This is a genomic window from Sphingopyxis sp. GC21, assembly GCF_025727575.1.
GTDB lineage: Bacteria > Pseudomonadota > Alphaproteobacteria > Sphingomonadales > Sphingomonadaceae > Sphingopyxis > Sphingopyxis terrae_A.
In genome coordinates this window covers 2,347,969-2,372,991 of record NZ_CP095845.1, presented here as the reverse complement: position 1 = coordinate 2,372,991, position 25,023 = coordinate 2,347,969, and the positions used below count along the sequence as shown (strand labels likewise).

Annotated in this window: 24 protein-coding genes; 4 read left to right on the top strand and 20 right to left on the bottom strand. The window is 62.4% G+C overall.

Annotation, left to right across the window (positions count from 1 at the left end):
• Positions 1-19: 19 nt before the first annotated feature.
• From MU856_RS18765 to MU856_RS11330, 16 genes are all read right to left on the bottom strand, one after another.
• Complete coding sequence (locus MU856_RS18765) at positions 20-199, bottom strand: hypothetical protein (protein WP_412072790.1); 180 nt, start codon at positions 197-199, stop codon at positions 20-22.
• Entirely contained in the window at positions 153-1,001 is an 849-nt protein-coding gene (locus MU856_RS11400) for a hypothetical protein (protein WP_263587633.1), read from the bottom strand. The genes MU856_RS18765 and MU856_RS11400 overlap by 47 nt, the downstream gene beginning before the upstream one ends.
• Positions 1,002-1,003: 2 nt before the next feature.
• Entirely contained in the window at positions 1,004-1,138 is a 135-nt protein-coding gene (locus MU856_RS11395) for a hypothetical protein (protein WP_263587632.1), read from the bottom strand.
• A gap of 29 nt (positions 1,139-1,167) precedes the next feature.
• On the bottom strand, positions 1,168-1,965 hold the full coding sequence (locus MU856_RS11390; RefSeq protein ID WP_263587631.1) for a hypothetical protein: 798 nt from the start codon (positions 1,963-1,965) through the stop codon (positions 1,168-1,170).
• Positions 1,966-2,159: 194 nt separating this feature from the next.
• A complete protein-coding gene (locus MU856_RS11385) occupies positions 2,160-2,525 on the bottom strand; it encodes a hypothetical protein (RefSeq protein ID WP_263587630.1) in 366 nt (121 codons plus the stop codon).
• Positions 2,526-2,701: 176 nt separating this feature from the next.
• Positions 2,702-2,932 carry a hypothetical protein gene (locus MU856_RS11380; protein WP_263587629.1) on the bottom strand — a complete coding sequence of 77 codons (231 nt, stop codon included), beginning with the start codon at positions 2,930-2,932 and terminating at the stop codon, positions 2,702-2,704.
• Between the two features lie 200 nt (positions 2,933-3,132).
• Entirely contained in the window at positions 3,133-3,327 is a 195-nt protein-coding gene (locus MU856_RS11375; RefSeq protein WP_263587628.1) for a helix-turn-helix transcriptional regulator, read from the bottom strand.
• Between the two features lie 193 nt (positions 3,328-3,520).
• Positions 3,521-4,372, bottom strand: a complete 852-nt coding sequence (locus MU856_RS11370) for a hypothetical protein (RefSeq protein WP_263587627.1) — start codon at positions 4,370-4,372, stop codon at positions 3,521-3,523.
• A complete protein-coding gene (locus tag MU856_RS11365) occupies positions 4,369-5,700 on the bottom strand; it encodes a tyrosine-type recombinase/integrase (RefSeq protein WP_263587626.1) in 1,332 nt (443 codons plus the stop codon). Before MU856_RS11365 ends, MU856_RS11370 begins: the two co-directional genes overlap by 4 nt.
• A 275-nt stretch (positions 5,701-5,975) precedes the next feature.
• Positions 5,976-6,467, bottom strand: coding sequence for a MarR family winged helix-turn-helix transcriptional regulator (locus MU856_RS11360; protein WP_062900540.1), 492 nt, complete (start codon positions 6,465-6,467; stop codon positions 5,976-5,978).
• Entirely contained in the window at positions 6,464-7,672 is a 1,209-nt protein-coding gene (locus MU856_RS11355) for a serine hydrolase domain-containing protein (RefSeq protein ID WP_263587625.1), read from the bottom strand. The genes MU856_RS11360 and MU856_RS11355 overlap by 4 nt, the downstream gene beginning before the upstream one ends.
• An 85-nt stretch (positions 7,673-7,757) precedes the next feature.
• The gene (locus MU856_RS11350; RefSeq protein ID WP_062900538.1) at positions 7,758-8,924 is read right to left on the bottom strand and encodes an acetyl-CoA C-acyltransferase; all 1,167 of its coding nucleotides are present in this window, start codon (positions 8,922-8,924) and stop codon (positions 7,758-7,760) included.
• A gap of 1 nt (position 8,925) precedes the next feature.
• The gene (locus MU856_RS11345) at positions 8,926-10,155 is read right to left on the bottom strand and encodes an acetyl-CoA acetyltransferase (RefSeq protein ID WP_186402687.1); all 1,230 of its coding nucleotides are present in this window, start codon (positions 10,153-10,155) and stop codon (positions 8,926-8,928) included.
• Between the two features lies 1 nt (position 10,156).
• Positions 10,157-11,848 carry a class I adenylate-forming enzyme family protein gene (locus MU856_RS11340; RefSeq protein ID WP_186402688.1) on the bottom strand — a complete coding sequence of 564 codons (1,692 nt, stop codon included), beginning with the start codon at positions 11,846-11,848 and terminating at the stop codon, positions 10,157-10,159.
• Between the two features lie 2 nt (positions 11,849-11,850).
• Positions 11,851-13,347, bottom strand: coding sequence for a carotenoid oxygenase family protein (locus MU856_RS11335; protein ID WP_062900535.1), 1,497 nt, complete (start codon positions 13,345-13,347; stop codon positions 11,851-11,853).
• Positions 13,344-14,315, bottom strand: coding sequence for an NAD(P)H-dependent flavin oxidoreductase (locus tag MU856_RS11330; RefSeq protein WP_263587624.1), 972 nt, complete (start codon positions 14,313-14,315; stop codon positions 13,344-13,346). Before MU856_RS11330 ends, MU856_RS11335 begins: the two co-directional genes overlap by 4 nt.
• 124 nt (positions 14,316-14,439) lie before the next feature.
• On the opposite strand from MU856_RS11330, the gene MU856_RS11325 reads away from it, so the two are divergent.
• Positions 14,440-16,725 (top strand): TonB-dependent receptor, encoded by a 2,286-nt coding sequence (locus MU856_RS11325; RefSeq protein WP_238929711.1) that lies wholly within the window; start codon positions 14,440-14,442, stop codon positions 16,723-16,725.
• A 100-nt stretch (positions 16,726-16,825) separates the two neighbouring features.
• Positions 16,826-17,764: a winged helix-turn-helix transcriptional regulator gene (locus MU856_RS11320; protein WP_062900532.1), complete on the top strand. Its 939-nt coding sequence runs from the start codon at positions 16,826-16,828 to the stop codon at positions 17,762-17,764.
• A gap of 32 nt (positions 17,765-17,796) precedes the next feature.
• Here MU856_RS11320 and MU856_RS11315 read toward each other — a convergent pair whose 3' ends face one another.
• Together MU856_RS11315 and MU856_RS11310 are read right to left on the bottom strand one after the other, a co-directional pair.
• Positions 17,797-18,222 carry a DUF2147 domain-containing protein gene (locus MU856_RS11315; protein ID WP_062900531.1) on the bottom strand — a complete coding sequence of 142 codons (426 nt, stop codon included), beginning with the start codon at positions 18,220-18,222 and terminating at the stop codon, positions 17,797-17,799.
• Positions 18,219-19,076: a metal-dependent hydrolase gene (locus MU856_RS11310; RefSeq protein ID WP_062902957.1), complete on the bottom strand. Its 858-nt coding sequence runs from the start codon at positions 19,074-19,076 to the stop codon at positions 18,219-18,221. The genes MU856_RS11315 and MU856_RS11310 overlap by 4 nt, the downstream gene beginning before the upstream one ends.
• Positions 19,077-19,253: 177 nt before the next feature.
• Here MU856_RS11310 and MU856_RS11305 point away from each other — a divergent pair, with 177 nt between their 5' ends.
• The gene (locus tag MU856_RS11305; RefSeq protein WP_234178575.1) at positions 19,254-19,889 is read left to right on the top strand and encodes a TetR/AcrR family transcriptional regulator; all 636 of its coding nucleotides are present in this window, start codon (positions 19,254-19,256) and stop codon (positions 19,887-19,889) included.
• A 16-nt stretch (positions 19,890-19,905) separates the two neighbouring features.
• Here the strand turns inward: MU856_RS11305 and MU856_RS11300 are convergent, their stop codons facing one another.
• Both MU856_RS11300 and MU856_RS11295 read right to left on the bottom strand, forming a co-directional pair.
• Positions 19,906-20,901 carry a FecR family protein gene (locus MU856_RS11300; RefSeq protein WP_263587623.1) on the bottom strand — a complete coding sequence of 332 codons (996 nt, stop codon included), beginning with the start codon at positions 20,899-20,901 and terminating at the stop codon, positions 19,906-19,908.
• Complete coding sequence (locus MU856_RS11295) at positions 20,898-21,404, bottom strand: RNA polymerase sigma factor (RefSeq protein ID WP_263587622.1); 507 nt, start codon at positions 21,402-21,404, stop codon at positions 20,898-20,900. The genes MU856_RS11300 and MU856_RS11295 overlap by 4 nt, the downstream gene beginning before the upstream one ends.
• Before the next feature lie 349 nt (positions 21,405-21,753).
• On the opposite strand from MU856_RS11295, the gene MU856_RS11290 reads away from it, so the two are divergent.
• Positions 21,754-24,999: a TonB-dependent receptor domain-containing protein gene (locus MU856_RS11290; protein WP_263587621.1), complete on the top strand. Its 3,246-nt coding sequence runs from the start codon at positions 21,754-21,756 to the stop codon at positions 24,997-24,999.
• The last annotated feature ends 24 nt before the right edge of the window (positions 25,000-25,023 follow it).

The following is a 25,023-nucleotide window of genomic DNA, read 5'->3' as shown; positions in this document are numbered from 1 at the left end:
TTTAACCGCCTGCCATCGCCTACCGCTTATCTGTCATGGCGATCAAATCCTTTGCCCCCGCTATGAGCGATCGGACTTGCGCGCGTCGAGACAAGAAGCTCGCAGTGCGCATCCCATGAGTAACGGCGTTACGATTCCCCGGCTGCGCGCCGCTACCCTTCGCACCACCGTGCATCCTGCACCGTTTTTTGCCCTTCACCGCTGGAGATTGGCACTCCGAACCCTTGCGCGTCCTGGCTAAGCAGCGGGGCGCCGAGGCTAGTTGCGTGGGCTGGATTGTTTGTTCTGACACTTGCACCCCCGGTATGGACATTATCAGCGACGACCGCTTGGCCGCCCTCATAGACATTGACGTGTTTCACCGTCTGGACGCCGCCCCGCTGAAGTTTCGCGTAGCTTTCGGTGAGCATGGCAAAGGTTCGAGACAGCTTGTTCGCCTGGTTGGTGTAGGCTTCGTAATGGTGCATCGAGTCAGTGCTTCCGGCGCAGCGGAGCGCGTGAACCGCGGCATCATGCACAAGTGCCATTTGTGTTGCCATCGCAGATTGATGCTCGTTTTCAGGGGAGCATCCACCGACGAAGGCAAGGGCGCTGTTGATGTTCTCCGGTGTGTCCGCGTCGCGCCCGCTGAAATGCCGAAATATCTCAGTGAGACGAGCTTGCACGGCGTCCGGTGACGAAGTTGCGAATGTCTCGAATATCGTCAGGGCGTAGCTAGCCTGATCCGCTTCGGGAGGGGATATTTGCGTCTTGCCGGTTCCCGGTTGCTTTGACACCGCAACCTTGGGCCGCGAAGGCCGAGCGCGACTGGACATTGAGAGCCTGATAAGTTCGAGCTGGCGGGAGCGCTTCAGGGTGTTCCATTCGGGCATTTTGTTCGCCAGTCCTCGCTCGACTTCTGCGGGATCATCCGTATCGATCACGAAGCCTACCGCCTTGCGCTCACTCTCGCTGACTTCCGGCGTGGCACCTTTCCGGCCCTTTCGTTTCGTTGCTGTCATGTTCAAATCCAATCATCCAGTTCATTGTCGCGGCGCCAATCCGGCAACCAGTCGGGCGACCATCCGTCATCGTCGAAATCGGGATCGATCAGTTCGCCATCATCGATAGGCGGTAGGTCCGTCGTCAGATCGTCCACGGCAGCGCCGCACCGACTGGAAGGCGCGCTCACGCCGCGATCTTCAGTTTTCGATCAGGGAGAGTGTTGCCGAGCATCAGCCGCCAATCCGGACGCGGGAGGCTATCGTCGCGGCGACCATCCAGCGAAGGGACGACGACCAGCTTATTGCCGTCCCTCCACGATAAAGGGACCGCCGCGCGCCCTATCCCCATGGTCATAGCTATATATGTGCAGGAATCCGGTACAACGGACTTTGGCTGTTTTGCGTCATTTGCGGGTTTAGCGGTACCGGAATCCAGTACCGCTCGGGCCGCAATTTCGGATGCAGCAGCCTTGATCGTACCGGAATCCAGTACCGGCAATTTTTCTTGGGCCTTCGCTTTGTAGTAGGCGTTCCGAACGCTCAGGCCTCTATTCATCCTCCGCGCGGTCGCCTTGTCAGTCGGCTCAAACTTCCGCCATTCTTCGGTCACCCCCGTTCCCGGTGCGTGAACGAAGGTCACGCGCCAGCAGCGAGCGCGGGACGTGTCGGCCGCCTTCACTGAGAAATGCGCGTCTTTTGTCATCCGAAGGAACCCAACGGTCATCAGGTCCTCAAAAGCCGTGCGGGCCGAGTCCACGCTGGCCAGCCCCATCCGGTGAGTTGCGTCACGCACCGATAGCCATAAGCTGCCATTGTTGTTGCCGTTATGCATCGAGAGGATTTCGAGCAGCAGGGCGCGGGCATTAGGGTTGAGCGCTGAATATGCCCCAGAGGATTGGATCACGTGCGGGAGCCGCGTGAAAGCGTCACGGGGGTTATCGTTGCGCCCCTTCCTGTTGGGCCTTTTTGTTCTGTCAGCCATGCAAAGCTCCCTTCTTGTCTGCGTTATCGACGAGCGGGAATCCGGTAGCGTCCGACAGCAATCGCGCCGTGTCTCGGGCGAGCTGGAGATTGGTATAGGTGGACGGGCGGGCGAACGAGCGGGGCAGGGCCTCCACCGGGTCACATTGAACCCGGTAGAAGCTCCCAGCGCGCAACAGGGTTACGCGGCCCATGTCAGGCAGCCTCATTAAAGAGGTCGGCTTGATCGCATGGAAGGCGCGGCGCGAAGCACCTGGCAATCCATACGGTGTTATCGACCCCGTAATGGCCCGTTCGGCGCTCGTCGGCCTTCACCACGACCTTGCCCTTGTTCTTGAGGTCGGTCAGCCGCGGACGGACGAGATAGGGCGCACTGTCCACGATTGCCGAAATGTCCTCCGCAGACATTCCTTTGTGCCCTGATTGAAGGATGAGGTCATAATACCGATCACAGAGCGTCATGCGCTTGGGGTTGACCATGCGAGCGCCGTCCTGACTGGCCTCGCTGTTGCGCCGATAGCCTGCGCCTTCGCCATCGCGGTAGCTGGGAAGGTCATCCATGAGCGGCCTCCCCAATCTGAGGCAGCCCAGCGCGTTCAAGCAGGGTGGAAATCCATTCGGCCTGTTTGTCGGTCAGGGGCTGGGGATCGGCAACTAGCTGCCCGCACAGCGAGCCTGCTTTGCGAGTAAGGCGTGTGCGACCAAGACGATGCGCTTCTAGGAGCGCAAAAGCGGAATCAGATGCGTTCATGGGAAAGCTCCCACTGGAGGCGAACATTGATATCGGACAGCCACCGACGCTGCTTTTCGGTGATGTCGATTTGCTCGCGGATGCGGTGGAGAAACGAGGTTTCATTGCGGCTGAGAATGCCGCGCCCCGTTGCGATGGCTTCGCTTGCCAACTGCTGATGACCGTAGAGGGCTTTGAGGGCCACAGCGCGGCGCGTCGGCGTCGCAGATGCGCTCATGGCCGAACCCCCTCACGTCGCCGCATCCTGCGATGACGAAAAGCCACAATGTCAGCGATAATGCGCTCTCCGAAAACCTGCAGGCGGCGCGCCTCTGTGGCGTCCATCTCTCGCAATGCCGATAGTTTCGGCATCACCGGGACGCGCGTTTTCTGTTCCCCGTCGCGGTGGGGATGACCGTTCGATACCCCGCGCATCGTTCAGGCCGCCGCCAGTTCGCTGGTAGATGCGTGAACCGCCTTGTTCGCCCATGCGTCCAAATCAGCCGTTGCATACACAACAGCCCGACCACCGAGCTTGCGAAACGTGGGGCCGTCTCCGCTGTATCGTTTATTTTCGAGAGTGCCGGGAGCGATGCCGAGATATTTGGCAGCTTCTGGAGTGCGAAGATACATTTGCCGTCCTTTCAGACTTCCGTGGCGCACCATTGCGCCAGCGGGGACGGCAGTTGAGTTATGTGGAAAATGAGGCTTGCAACATCAGGCTAAGGCTTGGACCCTTGAAAAAAATTTGGCGCTCGCAATGGCTCTGACCCGGAAAACAACCTAATATTTTCAATTAGTTGAAGGGTCGGACCCTAGGGCCCACTCAGGGGCCATTTTTTCGCAATTCTCCAGCCATCCCGCCTTGCGCATCCACGTTTCTTAGAAACGTCGCGAGATATTCCGCCGCAGTGTCGGACAGCGCGCCATCCCCGAGGCCGAATGAAGGCGCAAGCTCAAGCAGTTTCGTTTTGATTTGCTTCTTGTAGCCATCGAAGCCGACGCCATAGCCTAACGAAACGACGTGGAGCGCGAGGCGCATGTAATCTGAGAGGGCGGATTCATCTAAGCCCGAAGGCGCGGCAACCTTTGGTGTGAGAGGGAACGCAGAAGCCAAGTCAGCGGCATCGACATAGACATATCGCGTTGCCCTGTCGCGCCAGATAACACCCCGACTTCTAAGGTTGCCTCGATCCGCATCCCAAGCCCTTATAAGTTCCCCGCCTGGCACCCTCTTAGGTTCGATGGCACTCCCCACGGCATACCAGTAAGCCGCGATATCCGAATTGAGTATCGCGTCAAACAGCGCGGTTTGCGCCTCCAAAAGGCGCCGCTTTCTGCCTTCGTTACGAACAACTAGGTCGGGAAGGACGGGCATTTCCTTAGATATTGCATCAGCCATCGCCGTTCTCTCAGCCTCGCGCTTGGCGGCAAAGTCTGGCGAAACTTTCAGGATCGGGATAGCGTTCGGGGGAAACTGTTGCCTAACTTTGGCATCAATCTCAGCCCTCCGATCAAGGGGGGTGTATTGCGAGAGCGCCAGTTCGGCCCCCTCCCATTCCTCCTTGTGCAAATATTCGCCAACCGCCCTGACCGCCAGCGCCCAAGGGACATATCTCCCGCCCACCCGTGGAGCGTCGAAGGCACTAGGATCGAGCAAGCGACGCGAGGTTGTCATGCCGCCACCTCGCGAAGCTGGACGACATTCGCACCGCCAGACGATATCGCGGTTAGGCGCTGCCCCCATTTGACGAAAGCCGCGCGCCGTTCGTCCTCAAACTCGAAAACCTGATAGACGCCCTTGAGCCCGCTCTTGGTGTGGGTGACGTGGCCTAGCATCCTTTCGATGACTTCCGACGATGCACCATCAATCTGGCAGCCACGCGCGACGGTGCGGCGTGTGTCATGGACTACAAAGGCGGGCAGGGTAATCCCACCAGGGTCCCCGCCCGCTTTCTCTGCCTCCTGCTTGGCAATCTTGAGCATCGCAGCATCAAGCCGGGATTTGGCGCGGGAGAATCCAGACACCGGCGTCTTGCCGTTCGTCGAGAACATTAGATCGCACTTGTCGATGCGAGGCATGGACTTGAGAATTTCGACAGCGGGAGGACTAAGGGCCACCCAATGCGGCTCCCCGTTCTTCATGCGCTCGGCGGGGATCAGCCAATTACACTCGTCTAGGTCAATCTCTGACCAGCGCCCCTCCGCAACCTCCCGCAAACGAAGGCCAGTCAGCAGAAGCAGACGATACATGGAGCCGAACGGCCAGCCTATTTCGTCGCAGGCAAGCCACATCAGCCGCAATTCGTTGTTGGCGATAAAGTCAGACCGCCTGCCGCCGCCCTCAGGACGCTGCACATCGCCAAAGGGCGAGGCAGAAGCAGGGAACAGGCGCTTAAGCTGCCTGTCGTTATGGACGTATGCGAAGATCGAGCGCAGCGCCGAATAGGCTTTCAGGGCAGCAGAGCTAGCACGCTCTCCCGCCTTCGCGATGCAGTCGTTGATAGCATCGGCGGTGATCGAGGGCAGGGGGGTCATTCCGAAACTTGGAGTCAGATCGCGCTCAATGATGCGTTCCTGCTCCTGCCAGCGGCGCAGAGTCTTTTTCGATGCAGCGATATATTCCGCGGCGATGACGGAGAATGCGAGCTTTGCCAGTTTTGCGCGCTCACGCTCCTGTTCCTCCTGCTCGCGGCGCTGCGCGGCAAGGGCCGCCTTTGCTGCGTCGAAAGGATCGGTCCCCCGTCGCACCTGTTCCAGCAGTTCCGCTGCGCGGTCGCGGGCCTTCTCCGCTGTCCACGGCGAACCATGCCTGCCGATGGTTACGCGCTTGGTCTTGCTGGCCCTGCCATCCATCCGGTACTGGATCAGGTAGGATCGCGTTCCCTTGTCTGTCACCATGACGCCGAAGCCCTTAAGGGTGGCGTCCCATAGATAGGAGCGCTTCCCCTCCGCCGGGATCGCCAATCCCTCCACCGCTGTCTTGGTAATCTTTCCAGTCGCCATAGTGATACCTCCGGGATAAGCACCGGACTATCACGCTGCCGTGGGTTTGCAAAGGCTCCCGTGGACATAAAGGGAAACAGGGAGTGAACGAACAGGGAAGATAAGGGCCTGCGTGGAGACATGGAGACTGGAAGAGATAGTGAGCGCAGTTCTCCAAAACCGAGGGTCGCGGGTTCGAATCCTGCTGCCCCTGCCAGGCCGGACCACGGCGGCTCTCGAAGTGTGCGCCGTTCCAGCGAATATTGTAATTGATAGGGGCTTTCGTGCCGTCGCGCTCAAGGCCGCGCCGCATGTGCCAAAGCGCGGTCGAGAAGCGAGCGCTCCGCCAGCGCATCGTCCAGGCGGTCGAGGAGCGGTATCAGATCGCCGGCTTCGGCATTGAGTTCGGCCGCGCTGGCGCCGAGCGCCTGCCAGAGTCCGGCGAGTTCTCTGGTCAGCGCCTCGCCTTTCGGCGTCAGCGCTATCGGACGTCTTCGCGCATCCTTGCCGTCGGTGAGACTGTGGACGAAGCCCTTGGCCTCCAGCGAACGCCGCGCCTGGCTTATCGAGACATGGGTTAGACGTAGCGCCGACGCGATGTCGCCTACGGTCATCGGCCCGTTGCGCATGATCTGATTGAGAATCCCGAACCATCGCTGCTCGAATTCGATGCCGTATGCGGCGTATAGTTGAGCGCTCTCGCGATCGATCCGTTCGGACAGCCGGCGCAGCCTGGCGCCCAGTGCCGCGCCGCCGGCGAGTCGGCTGTAATCGGGTTGTTCGCTCATGAGAGCGCGTTCCCGAGCGTGAACAACTTGCGTGCGATGGCCTTGATCGCGGCTTTGCTGGATGCGGTCGCCGAGCCGTTGGTGAGGATTGCGATCCCGGTCGTCGTCGCGGGATCGAGGTAGACCGCCGTGAAAACGCCGGGATCGCCGCCCCAATGATTGATGCGCGGCGCGCCTTCGCCCTCGGATTCCATCCAGCCGAGCCCTTGACCGGTCAGCCAAACCGGCAGACCTGGCGGCTTTTGCATGTGGAGCATCTCGTCCATCGAGGGTTCGGCGAGCATCCGGTGAGACCCGGTGCGGCCGCGATTTGCCGACGCCGCGACGAAGGGCATGAGGCCCGAGATCGAGGCGCGGAGCATGCCCGCAGGCCAATCGGGAAATCCGACGGGCGCAACAGGGACAAGACGCTGCGCGTCGCTTTCATAGGGCGTGACGCGAAGCGCGACCGGAACATCGGCGAGGGTCCACGACAGATGATCCATGCCGAGCGGGCTGAACAGCCGGCGCTGCAGATAGGTCCTGAAATCGACGCCGGCGACGCGCGTGCCGATATAGCCGAGCAGGCCATAGCCGACGTTGCAATAGTCATAGGCCCGTCCCGGTGGCGCGCCGGAAAAGCTTCCGGTCGCAGAATAATGCGTTCCGCCGGGAACCAGGTAACTGTGCAGGAAATCGCCGAGTGCGAGCGGCGAATCGCCGCCGTGCGTCCGGAAATCGACCGCATAATAGGTCGCATCCGAGATGCCCGACATGTGCATGAGAAGGTGGCGCGCGGTAATATTTTGCTCGGGCGCTGCCGGAGAAACGACCGCGAAGTCGAGGTAGCGGTTGATCGGCGCGTCGATATCCAGCCGTCCCTCCTCCGCCAGCATCATGATCCCGGTGGCGGTAATCGTTTTCGTCACCGACGCGAGGTGAAACATCGAATCGACGGTGACAGGCCGCCGCATGGCAATGTCGGCATGGCCGCGGGTTCGCGACAGCAGCACTTTGCCCGATCGCGCAAGGCCGACGGCAAGGCCTGTCATCCCGCCGCTGCGCCTCTGGTCCGCAAGGAAGCGGTCGAGGTTCTCGGCGGCGGGGGAGCGCGCGAGCGCTGGTGGCGCGAGCGCAACGGCCGAAAGCGCTCCGGCAAGAAAGGATCGGCGGCCAACCGCCGCATGCATGGACGCCGTCGATGCGGCCGAAGGATCATCGATCATTGGCTATCAATGTAGGCACCTACATATATTGTCAAGACAGGTAATTCGCGCGTCCCTATGCACTCGCCGTCGCATTGCCGCTGCGTCAGGAGCGATCGATCCGTTCCACGATCAGGGCGGCGCCAACCCCCATCGCGCCCGTTACGACCACGAGCCCCAAACGCCCGTCGCACGCATCGAGCGCGTCGAGCAGTGCCGACGTCAGGATCGCGCCGCTGGCGCCCATTGGATGTCCCTTTGCCAGATGCCCCCCGCCGACGTTCACCCGCATCGGATCGACATCATAATCGCGCAGGAATTTGGCGATGGTGACCGCGAAGGCTTCCATGAATTCGATGCGATCCATGGCGTCGATCGTCAGTCCGGTGCGTGCCAATACCTTGTCCATCGCGGCGAAGCCGGCGGTCAGCGACGCGGCCGGATCGCCGCCGCATTCGGCAAAGGCGACGACGCGCGCGCGCGGGGCGTCGCCGAGCCCGTCGGTTCCGAGAAGCGCGAGGGCGGTGCCGTCGCAGATCGGCGGCGTGTGGGCGACGCTGTGCAGCGGCGCAAAGCGCACGCCGCCGAGCGCCCCAGCATATTGATCCTGCAGGTCGCCAAAAGCTGGCGGTGTGTCGGCGAGGGTCTCCGCGCTGGTTTGCGGGCGCAGGCATTCCTCGCGCGACAGCGCCCCGGTGTCGATGCGCGAGCGTTGCAGCGCCAGGCTGTCCTCCGCCGCCACCGCGCGCTGCTGTGACAGGAGGGCGACAGCGTCTAGGTCGGCACGCGCAATGTCTTCGGCATGGGCGAGCCGGTCGGCGCCGAGAACCGGCGGAACGAAGCGAGCATGCGGCGGCAACTCGGCGTTGGTGTAGAAGCTCGCCCGGTCGCCCAGAAAGGGCGCGCTGCTCATCGATTCGACGCCGCCGGCGAGGATCGAATTCATCTCGCCGCTCGCCACCTTCGCAATCGCCTGGCCGATGGCCGAAAGGCCCGATGCGCAGTAATTGTTGATGCTGTGTGCGATGGTTTCGTGCGGCAGACCGGCGTGGAGTTTGGCGACCAGCGCGATGTGGCCGCCCTGCGTGCCGCTCTGCGTTACGCAGCCGAGCAGCAGCGCGTCGGGCGCGGCCGCCGCATCGCCGCATCGCGCGCGCAGCGCGATGATCTGCTGGCGAACCAGTTCCTGCGGGCTGAGCTTTGCAAGGCCGCCGTCCGGCCGCGCTTTGCCGCGCGGTGTCCGCACCGCGTCGTAGATATAGACGTCGGTCAAATCAGGTGCCGACGACGAAGCTGACTGCGGTCGTGGCACTGCCGCCGACGTTGAAGGTCGCGAAATTGCGCGCGCCTTCGACCTGATAGTCGCCGGCATTGCCCGTTACCTGCCGCCAGCCGTCGAGCAGCATCCGCACGCCCGTCGCGCCGACCGGATGGCCGAGCCCGATCAGCCCGCCCGACGGATTGACCGGCAGCTTGCCGCCGAGCGCAATCGTCCCGTCCTCGACCGCGCGCCAGCTTTCGCCTGGCTTGGTGATGCCGAAATGATCGATCGCCATATATTCGGTTATCGAGAAGCAATCATGCACCTCGACCCCGTCGCAGGCATAGATATCGGGCATCTCGGCGCGGCGCAGCGCGTCCATCATCGCCTTGCGCACGCTGGGGAAGACATAGTCGCCGCCGCGACTGTCGGCGACCTTGGTCGAATAGAGCAGGGGGGCGGTGGCGTGGCCCCAGCCCTTGATGCGCGGGATGCTTTCGAGCGGGATGCCGCGGCGCTTCGCATAAGCCTCGGCAACCTCGCGCGAGGCGAGGAAGATGGCGGCAGCGCCGTCGGTCACCTGTCCGCAGTCGGATTTGCGCAGGCTTCCTTCGATCAGCGGATTGACCTCGTCATTCTCGCCGAGATGATCGTCGGTCACCGCCCAGCCGCGCGTCTGCGAGTTGGGGTTCTTCTTGGCATTGGCGAAGTTATTCGCCGAAATGGCGCGCAGATGCGCGCGATCGAGCCCGAAACGCTCGTCATATTCCTCGGCGACGCGCGCGAACATGTACGGCCACAGGTAACGCGCCTCCTGCGCCTCGCGCCCGGCCCAGGCGGCGACGCCGAGATATTCGGCGGCGCGCTGGCCGGGCACATTGCGCATCAGTTCGATGCCGAGCACGAGCGCGAGGCCATAGCGCTCGGCCTCGATCTCGGCCGCTGCGGCGAGGATCGCAATGCTGCCCGAGGCGCAGGCGGCCTCGTGGCGCGAGGCGGGGATGCCCGCAAGGTCGGGGTGGACATGGCCGAAGAAGCCGCCGAGCTGGCCTTGGCCCGCGAACAGTTCGCCGACGAAATTGCCGACGTGCGCGGTTTCGACCTCGCGGGGTTCGATACCGGTCGCGGCGAATGCGGCCTCTGCAACGTCGCGGAACAGCTCGAACAACCCGCCGCCTTCGCGTTCGAAATTGCGTGCAAAGTCGGTTTGCGCGCCGCCGAGGATGAAGACATCTTTCGCCATGTCAGGCTTCCTTTTCGAGAGTGGCGAGCGCCATTTCGCGCACTTCGCTACGCATCACCTTGTTCGTGACGTTGCGCGGCAAGGCGTCGAAGCGGAACAGCCGTTCGGGCAGTTTGAACACCGCGAGATCCTTTTCGCGGAGATAGTCGGTTACGTGGGACAGCCCCACATCCACGCCGCCGCGCGGGACATAGGCGAGCCCGATCCGCTCGCCCATCTTCGCGCAAGGCAGCGAGAAGGAGCAGGCCTCGGCCAGCAAGGGATGGCCGCCCAAGAGTTGGTCGATCTCCTCGGGCGAGATGTTCACGCCGCCGCGGATGATCAGATCCTTGCAGCGCCCGACGAAGCGGTAGAAATCGCCGCCTTCGGCAATTTCGAACAGGTCGCCGGTGCGGAACCAGCCGTCGGCTGTGAAGGCTTCGGCGGTGCGCTCGGGCACGTTGTGGTAGCCTTCGAACAAGGTCGGTCCGCGGATTTGAAGTTCGCCCGAGATGCCGTCCGCCTCGATCGGATCGCCGCCGCCGGGCGGGACGAGGCGGCTTTCGATATTGGGCGCGCGGCCCTCGCCATAGGGGCGCCGATAAGTGCCGCGGCGCGGGAACAGGCTCGCGCGCTTGTCGGGATCGGGCATGTCGCCCTCGCCGGTGATGAAGCTCATCCCCTCGTTCGACCCGAAGACGTTGACGATGACGATGCCGAGCTTTTCCTGAAAGCCGCGCACCATCGCGGGCGCTAGCGGTGCCGAACCCGAGGCGATGACGCGCAGGCTGGAGAGATCGACGCTCGCCAGCAAAGCCTCATTCTGCAGCAGCATATTGAGCACGGCGGGCGGGGCGATCGTCAGGCTCGGCCGTTCGGTCGCGATCTGCTGCAAATAGACGCCGGGATCGAAGGGATGATGCAGCACCATCGTGCCCGCGCTGGTCAGCCAGCACATGGTGATGCCGCCGATGCTCGCCATATTGATGAGCGGGAAGGGGTTGAGCAGGACATCGCCCGGCCCGACCTTCATCGCCTCGTATCCTGCCCCTGCGACCGCGATCCAGTGGTTATGGCTGCGCGGGACGCCCTTGGGCACGCCGGTGGTTCCCGAGGTCCAGCAGATGGTGAAGATGTCGTCGGCATCGACCGGGTTGGCGGCGACATGGGCTGCAAGAGCCTCGGCGTCGCCGCTGGCGGTCGACAGGTCGATCGCGCCGACGGGCGCCTTGGGGCCGAAGGTCATCAGCCGGATACCATCCAGCAGCGGCGCTGCTACGCCGACATGATCGCAACCCTTCATTTGCGTCGCGCAGACGAAGGCTTTGGGTTCGACCACGCCGATCATGCCTTTCAGCTCATGGCTGCGATATTGCACCGCCGCCGGGCTGACGATCGCGCCGATCTTCGCCGCCGCAAAATAGAGCGCGACGAACTCGCTGATGTTCGGAAGCTGGACGAGCAGTACATCATCCTTGCCGATCCCCGCCGCGACGAGCGCGCCCGCGAGCCGATCGATCTCCGCCGTCAGCTCGGCATAGGTCAACCGCTGCGGATCGCCGAAAGCGAAGCCGCCGCGATTGGGGGCATCGACCAGTGCGAGCCGGTCCGGATGGGCGGCCGCATTGGCTGCGAACAGATCGTCGAAGGTGCGATCGCCCCACCAGCCACTTTCGCGGTAGCGCCGCCTTTTATCCTCTCCCGCGACGATCATCGTCAGCCGGCCAGCACGCTGTTCGGACCCATGCCTATGTCATCGCCGCTCGCCCAGACGGTGTGTGTGCCCGAACAGATGCGCTCTGGCAGGATGATCCGGCACACCGGCCCCGCCGCGATATTCTTCGCGTCGACCAGCACGCATTCGGACGTGTCGGTTTCAAGGTCGGCGATGAAGGACACGAGATAGCCGTCGTCCTCGTCCTTGGCATCGATGCGCGGCGCGAACGGCGCTTCGCTGCCGAAGCGGCCGGGGCCGAAAAGATACTCCTCGCTCGTGCCGGCATCGAGGTCATGCTTGACGAGGCCGCGGAAGAGGAACCAGCCCGGCTCGGGGATGGCGCTATAGGCATAGCGATAGGGTTTGCCCGCATAGCGCTGGTTGAACATGCCGAATTCGAGGTCGCGCTCGTCGAGCCTTTGTTCGGTCGTCTTTCCGGTCTTGAGATTGAAGCGCCAGCGATGAAGGCGCGGCTTGAGCAAGCCCTGGTCAAGATAGGCCATCATCCGCTCCAGCCCCTCGGGAGCATCGGGATAGGATTTGGGCATCGGCTCTTCCTGATAATAGCCGTCGAGGATGATCTCGTCGCCTTCCTCCCACGCGTTGAGCCAGTGGAGCGTGTAGGTCGGTTCGGCCTCGAACCAGCGGATATCCTCAGGGGTTCCGTGCCGCGGGATGATCGCGAAGCGCGTCTTTTCGTCGGGGTGAAACTGGACGACGTGCAGGTTCTTTTCGAGCAGTTCCGCGTTCCAGTAGAGCGGCATGTCGTTGAGGATGGTGTAATTTTCGGTGAATGCCATGTCGTGCGGCAACCGCGGTCCGGCGAGCGGGACGGGAATATAATGTTTCAGCTTATTGTCCGCGCCGACGACGCCATAATGCATATAGGGCGCGTGCTTCGAATAGTTGAAGAACATCAGTTCGCCGGTCGCGAGATCGACCTTGCAATGCGCCGAAATGCCGTCGAGCGGCACCCAGCTTTCGGTGCCGAACTGTTCGAGCGTGAACGGGTCGAGCCGATAGGCCTCGCCGCACTGGTAGAAGGTCGAGATGATCTTGCCCGCGTGGATCGCGACGTCGGTCGACGATGAATCCTTGAGCCATTCCTGCGCACCCCAGCCGTGGCGGGTCGATTTGTGCGGCGGTTCCATCAGCCCGGCCCAGAGCGAGCGGCCGGCTTCCTTCTCGGCCTCGAACCCCTTGGTGCGCACGAAGCGGCTGCGATAGCTCGCGCGGCCGTCCTTGAACGAGATCGCATGGATGAAGCCGTCACCGTCAAAGGGATGATAGCGGCCGATCGGTTCGTGAATCTGGTTCTCGCCAGTGCGGACGTAAACGCCGTCGATGTCGGTCGGGATCGTGCCGATCACCTCGACATCGCCATTGGCGAAGACCGCATTCCACTCATTGTAGGTCGGCCGCCACGCGCCCTTCATATAGGGATGGTCGTTCGGTTGAACGGTGGTCCGGATCGTGTCGACAAGCTGAGCGGTCATGCGATGACTCCTTCGGCGGCTGCAAAGCGCGGCCTGGCGGCGGCCGCATCATATTCTTTCAAGAGACGGTCGACGATGTCCGCGACGGGTTCGGTCGCGCGCACCGCGCCGACGCCCTGACCCGCAGACCAGACATTCTTCCATGCCTTGGCGTCGTCCTGCGCATCGGAGAAATTGGGGCGCTTGTCCTCGGGCATGTTCGCTGGGTCGTAGCCCGCAGCGATCAGGCTCGATTTCAGCCAGTTGGCGGTCACGCCGGTGATGCCGTTCGACGGCACGATGTCCTCGGCGCCTGCCGCGACCACCATGTCCTTGTAAGGCTGCGCCGCCATGCTCTCGGTGCAGGCGATCAGCGACGTGCCAAGATAGGCGAAGTCGGCTCCCAATATTTCGGCGGCCCGTATCGCGTGGCCGGTCGAGATTGCGCCGCCCAGCACCAAGGGCCCGTCCCAGAACTGTCGCACTTCCTCGACAAAGGCGAAACCGGCGGTGGCGCCGGTATGGCCGCCGGCTCCCGCCGCGACGAGCACCAGTCCATCGGCGCCCGCAGCCACGGCCTTGCGGGCGAAGCCCACCGAATTGACGTCGGCGAAAACGATGCCGCCATAGGCGTGGATTTGCTCGACGACGCGGGCGGGACTGCCGAGCGCAGTGATGACGAGCGGAACCTTGTGCCGCACGACGCAGGCGAGGTCGTCGGCAAGCCGGCTGTTCGACGGATGCACCACCAGATTGACCGCCCAGGCGGCGGCGTCGGGATCGTTCGAGAGTGCCGCATCGATGCGGCTCACCCAGGCTTCCAGATCGGCGGTCGTCCGCGCGTTGGGAGCGGGAAAGCTGCCGATCATTCCGGCGCGCGAGGCGGCGATGACCATATCAGGGCCCGAGACGAGGAACATCGGCGCCGCGATTGCGGGCAGGCGCAAATTGCGCGTCAAAGCTGCGGGAAGGCCGTGCTTCGGCTTCATTCCTGTCTCCCAAAACTTACTTGCATAGTGATACTAACTTGCGTAACAGAACTTATGCCCGTTCAAGAGGCATTTGCAAGCAAAACATGCCGGCCCGTCGCCGGCAGTGGGGAGAGGGAGAATCATGAAGCATTCACTTGCCATGCTGTTGGCTGCGTCGGCGCTTGCCGGTCCCGCGGCTGCGTTCGCGCAGGAGGCCCCCGCCGAAAGCCAGGGCGGCCTCGACGACATCATCGTTACTGCCCAGAAGCGCGCCGAGGGCTTGTCCGATGTGCCGATCTCGATTTCCGCGGTCAGCGGCAAGCAGGTCGAAAGCTATGGGCAGACCAACCTTGAGCAGATCAGTTCGTCGGTGCCGAATCTTAAGATCACCCAGACCGCGATCGCCAATCGCATCGCGATCCGCGGCATCGCCTCGGGCGACAACAAGGGGTTCGAACAGTCGGTCGCGATGTTCGTCGATGGCGTCTATTATGGACGCGACCAGCTTTCGCGCCTGCCGCTCGTCGATATGGAGCGGGTCGAGGTTTTGCGAGGCCCCCAACCGACGCTGTTCGGCAAGAATGCAATCGCAGGGGCGGTCAATATCACGACACGCAGCCCGACCGACGAATTCGAGGGGACGGTGAGCGGCCTCTATGAATTCAATCACAAGGAACTGCAGCTGACCGGCGTTCTGTCGGGGCCGCTGAGCGACGGCATCGAAGCGCGCGTGGTTGGCTATCATCGCTCGATGGACGGATATTTCTACAACCAGAAATTGAAGCGCAACGAGCCCAACGTCGATGAATATTATGTCCGCGGCAAGGTGGAGTTCGACAAGGGCGGGCCGCTCGCGGCCGAACTGAAGCTCGAATATGCAGACTTCGCGATGAAGGGCCAGCCACGCGACGTGTTCGGCGCGGTCGGGAATTACAATGCGGTCTTCCAGGGCCCCTTCTTCGTCAGCACCGTTCCCGACTATGTGCGCGAGGATAATGGCTATGAAAGCCGCAACAAGGTGTTCGGGGCGACGCTGAACGCCGATCTGGAAATCGGCGAGCACACGCTGACCTCGGTCACGTCGCTGCTCGACTATAAGACGCGCGAGATCGTCGATGTCGACTTTTCGGGGATCAGCTTTCTCGACGGTACGAATTTGCGCGAGGATTATCGGCAGTTTTCGCAAGAGCTCCGCCTGACCTCGCCCGGCGGCGAGGCGTTCAACTATATCGGCGGGGTCTATTATCAGCACGCCAAGCTGGACGTTCAGGATTTCACCCTCTTCAATCCGACCTTCCTGGGGCTGGGCGCACCGTTCAACGCGCTCGGTGACACGCGCAACGACCGCGACTACAGCCAGACGTCGGACTTGATATCGGCCTTTGCGCAAGGCGAATTGTCGCTGACCGACCAGCTTCGCGTTACCGCCGGCGCGCGCTTCAACCATGAGAAGAAGAGCGGCCGCCGATCGCTCGCCATCGTGCAAGGCCCGCTCAGCACCGCGCCCGCTGCCGTCGTCGCTGCGGTGTTCCGCGCGCTCAACATCGAGGCGCACAGCATCGCCGGCAAGCTGAGCGAGGACAGCTTCAATCCGATGGTCAACGTCCAGTTCGACGCGACCGACGACCTGATGCTCTACGCGTCCTACGCGCGCGGAACCAAGGCTGGCGGCTTCGACATCCGGTCGAACTCGCTGCCGACGTCGACCACGGTCGCCAAGCCCGGCGCGTTCGAATTCCAGGACGAAAGCGCCGACAATTTCGAAGCGGGGCTGAAATACAAGGGCCGCGACGTCGCCTTCAACCTGTCCTTCTATCGCACCAAATACAAGGATCTGCAGGTCAACATCTTCGACGGGACGCTCAACTTCAACGTCCGCAATGCGGCGGCGGCGCGGACGCAGGGGATCGAAGCGGATTTTCGCGCGGCGCTCGCCGAAGGCCTGACCATCAGCGGCGCGATCGCCTATCTCGATTTCAAATTCACCAACTTCACCGACGGCCAATGCTATTATCTGCAGACGCCGGGACCGGGTGGCTTCTGCGACTATAGCGGCAAGCGTAACGCGCTGAGTCCGAAATGGTCGGGTAATCTCAATGTCGATTACTGGACGCCGGTCGGCAGCGACCTCAAGCTGTCATTCAACGTCAACGCCGACTTTTCCTCCTCCTATATCGCGGCGGCGAACCTCGACCCGCGGACCTATCAGGGCAGCTATGCGAAGCTTGGCGCCCGCATCGGCTTGGGACAGATCGACAATCGCTGGGAAGTGGCGCTGATCGGCCGCAATCTGACCGACCAGCGGATCCTTCAGACCGGCAGCGCGATGCCGCTTGCGACGACGATTACGGGCGGGGCGGGCAATGCCTATAACGGGATCGTCGATCGGCCGCGAACGATTGCGGTGCAGGTTACGGGGCGCTTTTGAACCAGCTCTCCCCCGACGGAAGCATGGGCGCGGGCACCGCCCATCTTCCGTCGGACCGGCCTTGTCGCGTGCTGTTCCGCGGAGTAGGGCGGGCCCAGCAATGGACGCATCAGCCGTGAAAGAAGATCGCACCATCCGCGCCTGTTCGATCTGGCGCGCGCTCGATGTCGTCGGCGACGTTCCGGTGCTGCTCATCATGGAGCAGGCCTTTCTCGGCACCCATGGCTTCGACGAATTCGTGGCGCGGACCGGGCTCGCGCGATCGGTCGTCAGCGGACGGCTGCGCAAGCTGGTCGACGAGGACTGCCTTGCCAAACGGCCGAAGAAGGAAGGGCGCGGTTCCTATTATGCGCTGACCGAGAAGGGGCGCGACCAGTTTCCCAACGCCTTGATGATGCTGCGCTGGCAGCATCGCTGGGAAGCCGCAAGCCGCGACTTTCGCGTTCGTCTGCGGCACAGCGCGTGCGGCGCGGAAACCGAGCCGACGCCGATATGCGCCCATTGCCGGAAGGAAATCGACCCGCGCGACGTCGACTGGCGCGAAGGGCCGGGGCTGGCCCAGGTCGTTCCGCACTATGAACGCCGGCGCTTCAACGGCGCGGTGACGGCGCGCCGCCCGGGCGGGCGCCCGCTGGTCGACACGATGATCGAATTGTTCGGCGATCGATGGGCGACGCTTGTGGTGCGCGCGATGTTCACGCGCATCAACCGCTTCGATGACATTCAGCGCGACACGTTGATGGCGACCAATATCCTGACCGGCCGCCTCGAACGGCTGATCCGGCAGGGCATATTGCGCACCATTCCCTATTCGGCGCACGCCGACCGCGTCGAATATCGGCTGACCGAAAAGGGCCGCGACCTTTATCCCGTATTGCTGGCGCTGCTCCAGTGGGGCGACCGCTGGTTTTCCGACGAACGCGGCCCGCCGCTGATCCTGACGCACAAGCCATGCGGCCACGACCTTCGGATGATCGTTGCCTGCAACCATTGCGACGGCGAAATCGGCATCCACAATCTGACGTTCGAGATCGAATGAGCGTCCGGAGCCGATAGTAATGCGCAGCCGCGCTAGTTAAGCCGCGTCCACGTCTTGGTTCGACAGAAAAAGGCGAGGCAGCCCTTCACTTCCAGCTTGCCGTTGCCGAGCAGTCGCAGTTCGCCGCGCGACGCTCCGTCGCCGGTTTCGGGGTCGTACACGGGGCCGCCCTTCCACTGGGACGGGCCGCCCTTGAAATTCTGGAGCACGACCAGCCCCATCAACCGACGCTGGCGCAGCTTGGGATCGCCGTTCCGCACGTCGCGCAGATCGGGATTGGCGCGCAGCCGCTTTGCATCGACCACCTTGCCGCATAGCGCCGCGCCGCAGCGATAGATTTCGACCCGTCCGCCTTCGCTGCCCGTCGCCCACAGCCCAACGGGATCGGCAGCCATGGCGCTTGCGGGGGCAAGAGCGGCGGCGGCAGCGAGGCCCATCGCAATCGCGCGGCGGCTCATGCCGCCTGCTCCCGGCTCGCGGGCGCGTTCAGCAAAGCGAGCGCTTCGGCCAGGAGGGGGCGGTCGTCGTGCTGCCAGGGATGAAAGCCCGGCCGCATATAGCCGACCACACCTTTGAGCAGATGCCGCATCAGGCCGTGCCTTCCATAGAGATAGGCGAGCAAGTGCCGCCACGTCGTCCAGTCGTTGCGCCCGTCCTGCCGCAACAGATCTGCGGTATTGCGGAAAATCACATAGTGAAAGCGCAAAGTCGTAACGCCCATGACGGCGCAGCGCTTCAACCAGCGCCGCAGCGGCATCATGTCACGCGTTGCATGAAGATAGGTGTCGTAGGCGACCGCCTTATGCTCGATTTCCTCGATCGCGTGCCACCGCCACAAACGCCGCGCTTCCTCGCTCGCGCCGCCCAGATGCCCGGGATTCGCGAGCGCGTCATGCGCCAGCGTCGCGGTAAAATGTTCGAGTGCGCAGGTTGCCGCCAATTGCTGGAGCGGCGGGCGCTGTTTCGCCCATGCGATCGTCCGGCGCGCGCGTTCTTCGAGTGGGGCGATGTCGTAACCGACATCTTCGGCCTGGCGATTGAAGACGACATGTTCGCGCGAATGCATCGATTCCTGATAGATGAAATCGTCGATCTGGCCGCGCAGCGGCTGCGGCGTGCCTTCGCGATACTGCCGGACCGATGTCATGAAGAATTTCTCGCCGACAGGGAAGGTGGACGACAGCGCGTTGAAAAAGGCGGTGCGACCGGGGTCGCCGCTGTGCCACCAGCGCGGCGGGGCCTGCTCGCGGCCGAACTTCATGTCGCGCTTCTCGATCCTGAGATCAGGAGGCGTGGGCGTATCGAGGGTCATGAACAGCTCCTGCGAATCATCAACATTAACATCAATGTTTATAATGCAAATATTCGCCATTCGCAAGAGATGCTACTATCCTGTTTCAGAACGGCTTTTTCGGAAGCCGATCGGAAGGCTGTTTCGCTTGCGTACATTGGTCTAAGGCCATGTGGACCGCAGGTGGAGGAAAGAGCGATGGCGCGAATGTACAAGATGGCGCGGCCCGCCCCGAAACGCCGCAAGCGATCGGGCGCGGAGGTGCGCGAAGAAGGGCTGGCCGCGGCGCGTCGTCTGCTGCTCGACGGCGGTCCGGGTGCCGTGACGCTTGCCAACGTCGGCGAAGCAATCGGCATGTCGCACGCCAATGTGCTGCATCATTTCGGTTCAGCGGCGGGTCTGCAATCGGCGCTGATGGGATCGATGATCCAGGATCTGACGGGCGCGCTGGATAATGTCGTCGACCTGCTGGAAACCGACGATGCGGCGCCGCGCACGATTACCGATCATGTTTTCGATGCCTTTGACAAGGGCGGCGCCGGGCCGCTCGCGGCGTGGATCGTTCTGTCGGGCGATGTTGGCCGCCTCGAGCCGATCCGCGAAGCGGTCGGTGCGCTCGTCACCGCGATCGTCGGTCAGTCGAAGGATGCCGCCGCGCGCGAGCGCGTCCGCGCCGCAGTGCTGATGGTAGCTGTCAGCGCGTTCGGCGATGCGGTGATCGGCCCCTATCTACGCGATATGCTGGGCCAGAAGGATGATGCGATGCGCGATCTCGTCACCCGCTTTCTGCCGCTGTTCCTGTCTCCCGGCTTTCTGGGGCTGGCCGAGGACTAGGGTCAGTATCTTGGGGTCAGGGGCCAGCCGCGAGCAGGATGCTTTCGTCGGATGTCGACACGCGATGCGCAATGCCGTTGAGTTCCATGGCCTTGACGAACCCGTCGACGTCGCCCGCCTCGAACACGCCGACAATGCGGCGATCGGGCACCACGCCGTTTGCGAACGTCAGCTTGCGGATTGAATAGCGGTTCATCTGGTCAACCGCCTCGACCAGCGGGTCCTGCATGAAGACGAGGCGACCTTCGGTCCAGCTCGTTTCCTTGCTGACATCGACACGCCGCAGGGTCCAATTGCGATCGGTCCCGATCGTCAGCTTGCGACCGGGGACCATATCGGCGCCATCACCGGTCCCTGAGGCGCTCTCCTCGACGCGCACCTTACCCTCGGCCAGAACCACGACGACATTGCCGCCATCGAGGCTGACTTCGAAGGCTGTGCCGACGGCGCGAACGCTCTTGCCGTTCGCATGAACGATGAAGGGACGCGATTTGTCGTGCGCGACCCGGAAAAAGGCCCGGCCGCCGATCAGTTCGACCAAGCGCCGGCCACCGCGCTCCTGAAACCGCATGTCGGTTTCGGAATCGAGCGTTACCACCGTCCCGTCGGGTAGGGTGACGGTGCTGCGCTGTCCGGTTTCTGTACGGAATGTCTGAGCAAGCTGCGCCGGTTCGCCGCGCATCAGCGGCGGCGCCAAAAAAGCTGCGGCGACCATAAGCAAGATCGACGCCGCGATCGCCATCCACCAGCCCATAGGGCGTGAAGACGGTCTGTCGTCGATGTCCGGCTCCGCGCGCGACGCTGCGAACGCGGGATCGTCGGCAGCGGCGCCCGCAAGCGCCCACGCCCGTTCGACCCGGCGATAGACGTCGCGATGCAAGTCGGAATGATCGAGCCATTCGTGAAAGCGGCGTTCGTCGTCGACCGTCATGTCGCCGGCAAGATGCAGGTTCAGCCAATGCGCGGCTTCCGAACGCGCGGCCGCGCGATTGCCATGGTCGGTGGCGCTCACAGTTCGGCCTCCATTTCTTCGGCAATCCTGACCAGCGCGCGGTGCATCAATTCCTTCACCGAATCCTTGGTGATCCCCATGCGCTGCGCAATCGCCTGATAGGTCAGATGTTCGAACCGGTGCAATTCGAACGCCTGTCGCGCCCGTGGAGGCAAATTGACGATCGCCGCCACCACGCGGCGATATTCCTCCTGGCCGATCGCAATGCGTTCGGGCGAAAGCTGGTCGGCCTCTTCGACGCCGTCCGCCCATGCCGCCTGGAGGACCGCGCTGCTGCGCGCCTGTTTGCGGTAGCGGCTGATCAGCACATTCCGCGCGGTCGCGAACAGATAGCCTTCGACATTTTCCACTGGCGTTCCGAACTGAGCCGCCTGCAGGCGCAGAAATACGTCCTGCACCAGGTCATCTACGTCCCCGTCGTTGACCCGCCGCCGGAAATAGCGCCGCAATCCCGGACCATAGGCGTGCATCCACGCCTCCAGGTCCTGGTCAGGGCGCGGCACGCCCATGTCAGACCGTGCCCGCTCGGCAGGGGCGCCCGCAAAGGCATTGCGCGTTGATCGCCTTCATCGCCGTCATTGAGCTATCGGTCCAATCCATTTTTCCTCCTCACCCGGCAAACCGGAGCAAGGCTCGTTAAGATAGACGCCCGCGCGCGAAGAGAGGGGGGAGCAAATAACCATAATTGTACAATTTTATCATGCGTTGGTGCGTTGTTAACATTAACATCGTTGAAAATTATCACGCACTCATCCCCCCGAAACAAGGGGATGGGCGTCTAGCATATGACGGGAGGGAACTCCGTCGCATCTAGCGGGAAGACCCGCGGAACATGGGCTAGGGAGAGGAAGCATGCAATTTCGGGCATGTGGGTTGCGCAAGATTTTTCTGAGCGGGGTCGCCATCGGGTGCCTCGCGCTATCGGTCGGCACGGCGCAGGCGCGCGAGGGACAGGACAAAGCGACCAGCTACAAGATTCCCGCCCAGCCGCTGGGCCGCGCGCTGCGGGATTTCGGGTTACAGAGCGGCATGACAATCATGGCCGACGCTATGATCGTCAACGGCAAGCGCAGCGGCGGATATAGCGACCGGTCCGATCCCGAAACCGCGTTGCGCGTGCTGCTCCGCGGAACCGGGCTGGGCTATCGCCGTGAGGGCAATATTTTCGTCGTGCAGCCTGTGGGAAACGAGACCCCGACCGCCGCGGCGGTGACCGACGGCGACAATGAAATCATCGTCACCGCCCAGAAGCGTGCGGAAAAGATCATCGACGTTCCGATTGCGATCAGTGCCTTCACGCCGCGGGCACTCGACGACAAGAAGGTCGAAGGAGGGGCCGAACTCGTTCGCGCGGTGCCCAACGTCAATTTTTCGAAGAGCAATTTTTCGGGCTATGATTTCACGATCCGCGGGATCGGGACCAAAGCGATATCCGCGTCGAGCGACCCGGCCGTCGCGGTAAGCTTCAACAATACGCCGCTGATCCGCAATCGATTGTTCGAACAGGAGTTTTTCGACCTTGAACGCGTCGAGGTGCTGCGCGGCCCACAGGGTACCCTCTATGGCCGCAACGCAACGGGAGGCGTCGTCAATATTATCACCGCAATGCCGAAATACAGCTTCGAGGGTCTGGCGAAGGCCGAGGTGGGCAGCTTTGGGACGATGCGCCTCAACGGGATGCTGAACATCCCGCTGGGCGACCGGTTCGCGATCCGCGGCGCCGCGGCCATGACGAAGCGCGAAGGCTTCGACTACAACAGCTTTACCAATCGTCACGTCAACGACCGCGATCTGTGGTCGACGCGCCTGTCGGCGCAGTGGGAGCCGAGCGATAACCTGAAGGCGAATTTCGTCTGGCAGCATTTCCAGGAGAAGGATCGGCGATCGCGGACTGGCAAGCAGCTTTGCACCCGCGATCCCGGCCCCGAAATGGTCGGCGATACCCCGGTTCCCGATCATCTTCGCGGCAAGCTGAGCCAGGGGTGCCTTCCGGGATCGCTCTACAGCGAGGCTGCCTTTGGCGCACCGAACGCGACCAGCTTTGCCTTTTATTACACAGCGGGATTGATCGACGTCGGGCTGCTGCCCGATCCCGTCTTGGGCCTGGCGCCGGTGCCGATCGTCAACAATTTGTCCGATCCCTACGCAGGGATCAATCAATCGCGCAATCTGCGCGAAATTTCGACAAGCTACGATCCTGTATTTCGCGCCAAAAACGACGTCTTCCAGCTCAATCTGGAGGCCGGTCTCGGCGATCTCAAGCTGGTGTCGCAAACCGCCTATGCGCGCGATCGCTATTATTCGTCGCAGGATTACAACCGCTTCGTCTCTGCTCCGGTCTTCGCTGATTCACTGGACCCGCGGCTCGTCGACGTGCTCGGCAGACCGAACAACATACCGGGGCCGACGCCCGGCGGCGTCTACACCGATCCGCAGCTTGGTCCATCCGACCGGATGCTCGCCGTCGACGTCAGCCAGTCGCGGAACAGTCAGTGGACGCAGGAACTCCGGCTTCAGTCCGATTTCAGCGGCCCCTTCAACTTTAGCGTGGGAGCGAATGCGCTGAACTTCAAATCGCAGGACGACTATTATGTGTTCAGCAACCTGTTCAGCCTGCTCGCCGAATATTTCTACAATCGCGAGGATGCGCCCGGCGAGATCGGGACGGGCACCCGCAATTGCGATGCAGGCAACGAATTTCGCGAATGCGTCTATGTCGATCCCAATCCGATCGACCAGATCAACGGCGAGGGCCATAATTATTTCCGCAGCAAGAATGTCGTGCAGACGCGCTCATGGGCGCTGTTCGGAGAAACCTATTGGCAGATCGCCGATGATGTGAAGATCACTGCCGGCGCGCGCTATACCAACGACCGCAAGCGTTCGACCCCGATTCCGAGCCAGCTTTTGCTCGGTGGGTTCAAATTCGGAACCGAAAGCGGCCCCTCGAGCGGCGGCCGCGTAAGTCGCGGCTATCCGGCCCTTCCGCCGATCAACCAGGAATGGAATGCCTTCACCGGTCGTCTTGTCGTCGATTGGTCGCCGCAGACGTCGTTCACCGACGACACGCTGGTCTATGCGTCCTATTCGCTTGGTTACAAGGGTGGGGGCTCCAATCCGCCACGCGTCGACATCGATCCGAAGGTAATCCAGTACCAGCCGCTCGCCGAAACCTTCGAGCCCGAATATGTCAATGCGTTCGAGATCGGGATGAAGAACAGTCTCGCCGGCGGCAAGGTCATGCTCAACGCGACCGCATTCCTCAATCTATACAAGGACTATCAGGTCTCTCAGATCGTCGATCGCATCTCGCTCAACGAAAATTTCGACGCGACGACCTGGGGACTCGAGCTTGAAGCGGCGTGGCAGCCTTCGCGCAACTTCCGTGTCGATTCCAACTTCGGCTATCTGCGCACACGGATCGGCAAGGGGGAGCAGTCGATCGATGTGATGAACCGAACGCAGGGCAATCCCGACTGGGTCGTCGTGCGTCCACAGCTCGGTGTGCCGTCGAACTGCATCGCGCCCAAGGACAAGGTCGAGGCGATCCTCTCATCCTTCTTTGCGGGGCCGGGCGGGCTCGGGGACTTCATGCTCTCGGCGCTTTGTGCGGGGTCGGCGCGCTACGGCAGCTTCAACCCGAATGTCGAGACAAATTTGCGCTGGGACCAGTTCCTTGGCTTTACCTATGACCCGCTGATCGACGCGCCGAATGGCGGGCGCGGCTTTTATGCGGACCTCAGCGGAAAAGAACTTCCCAATTCACCGCGCTATACCTTCAATATCGGCGCGCAATACACGGTCTTTGCCGGCGAATGGAATGTCACGCTGCGCGGCGACTATTATCGCCAGGCGAAAAGCTATGCGCGCATATACAACACCGAATATGATCGGCTTCGCGCCTGGGACAACGCCAATTTGGCGATCACGATCGAGCGACCGAAATCGCAGTTCGCAGTGCAACTCTATGTCAAGAATCTGTTCAACGACACGCCGATCACAAACACCTTTACCAACAGCGACGACACCGGGCTGAGCGCGAATATCTTCACGCTCGACCCCCGGATCATCGGATTCAACGTCACCAAGCGGTTCTGATCCGGCACGGCCGCTCCGCCTCGG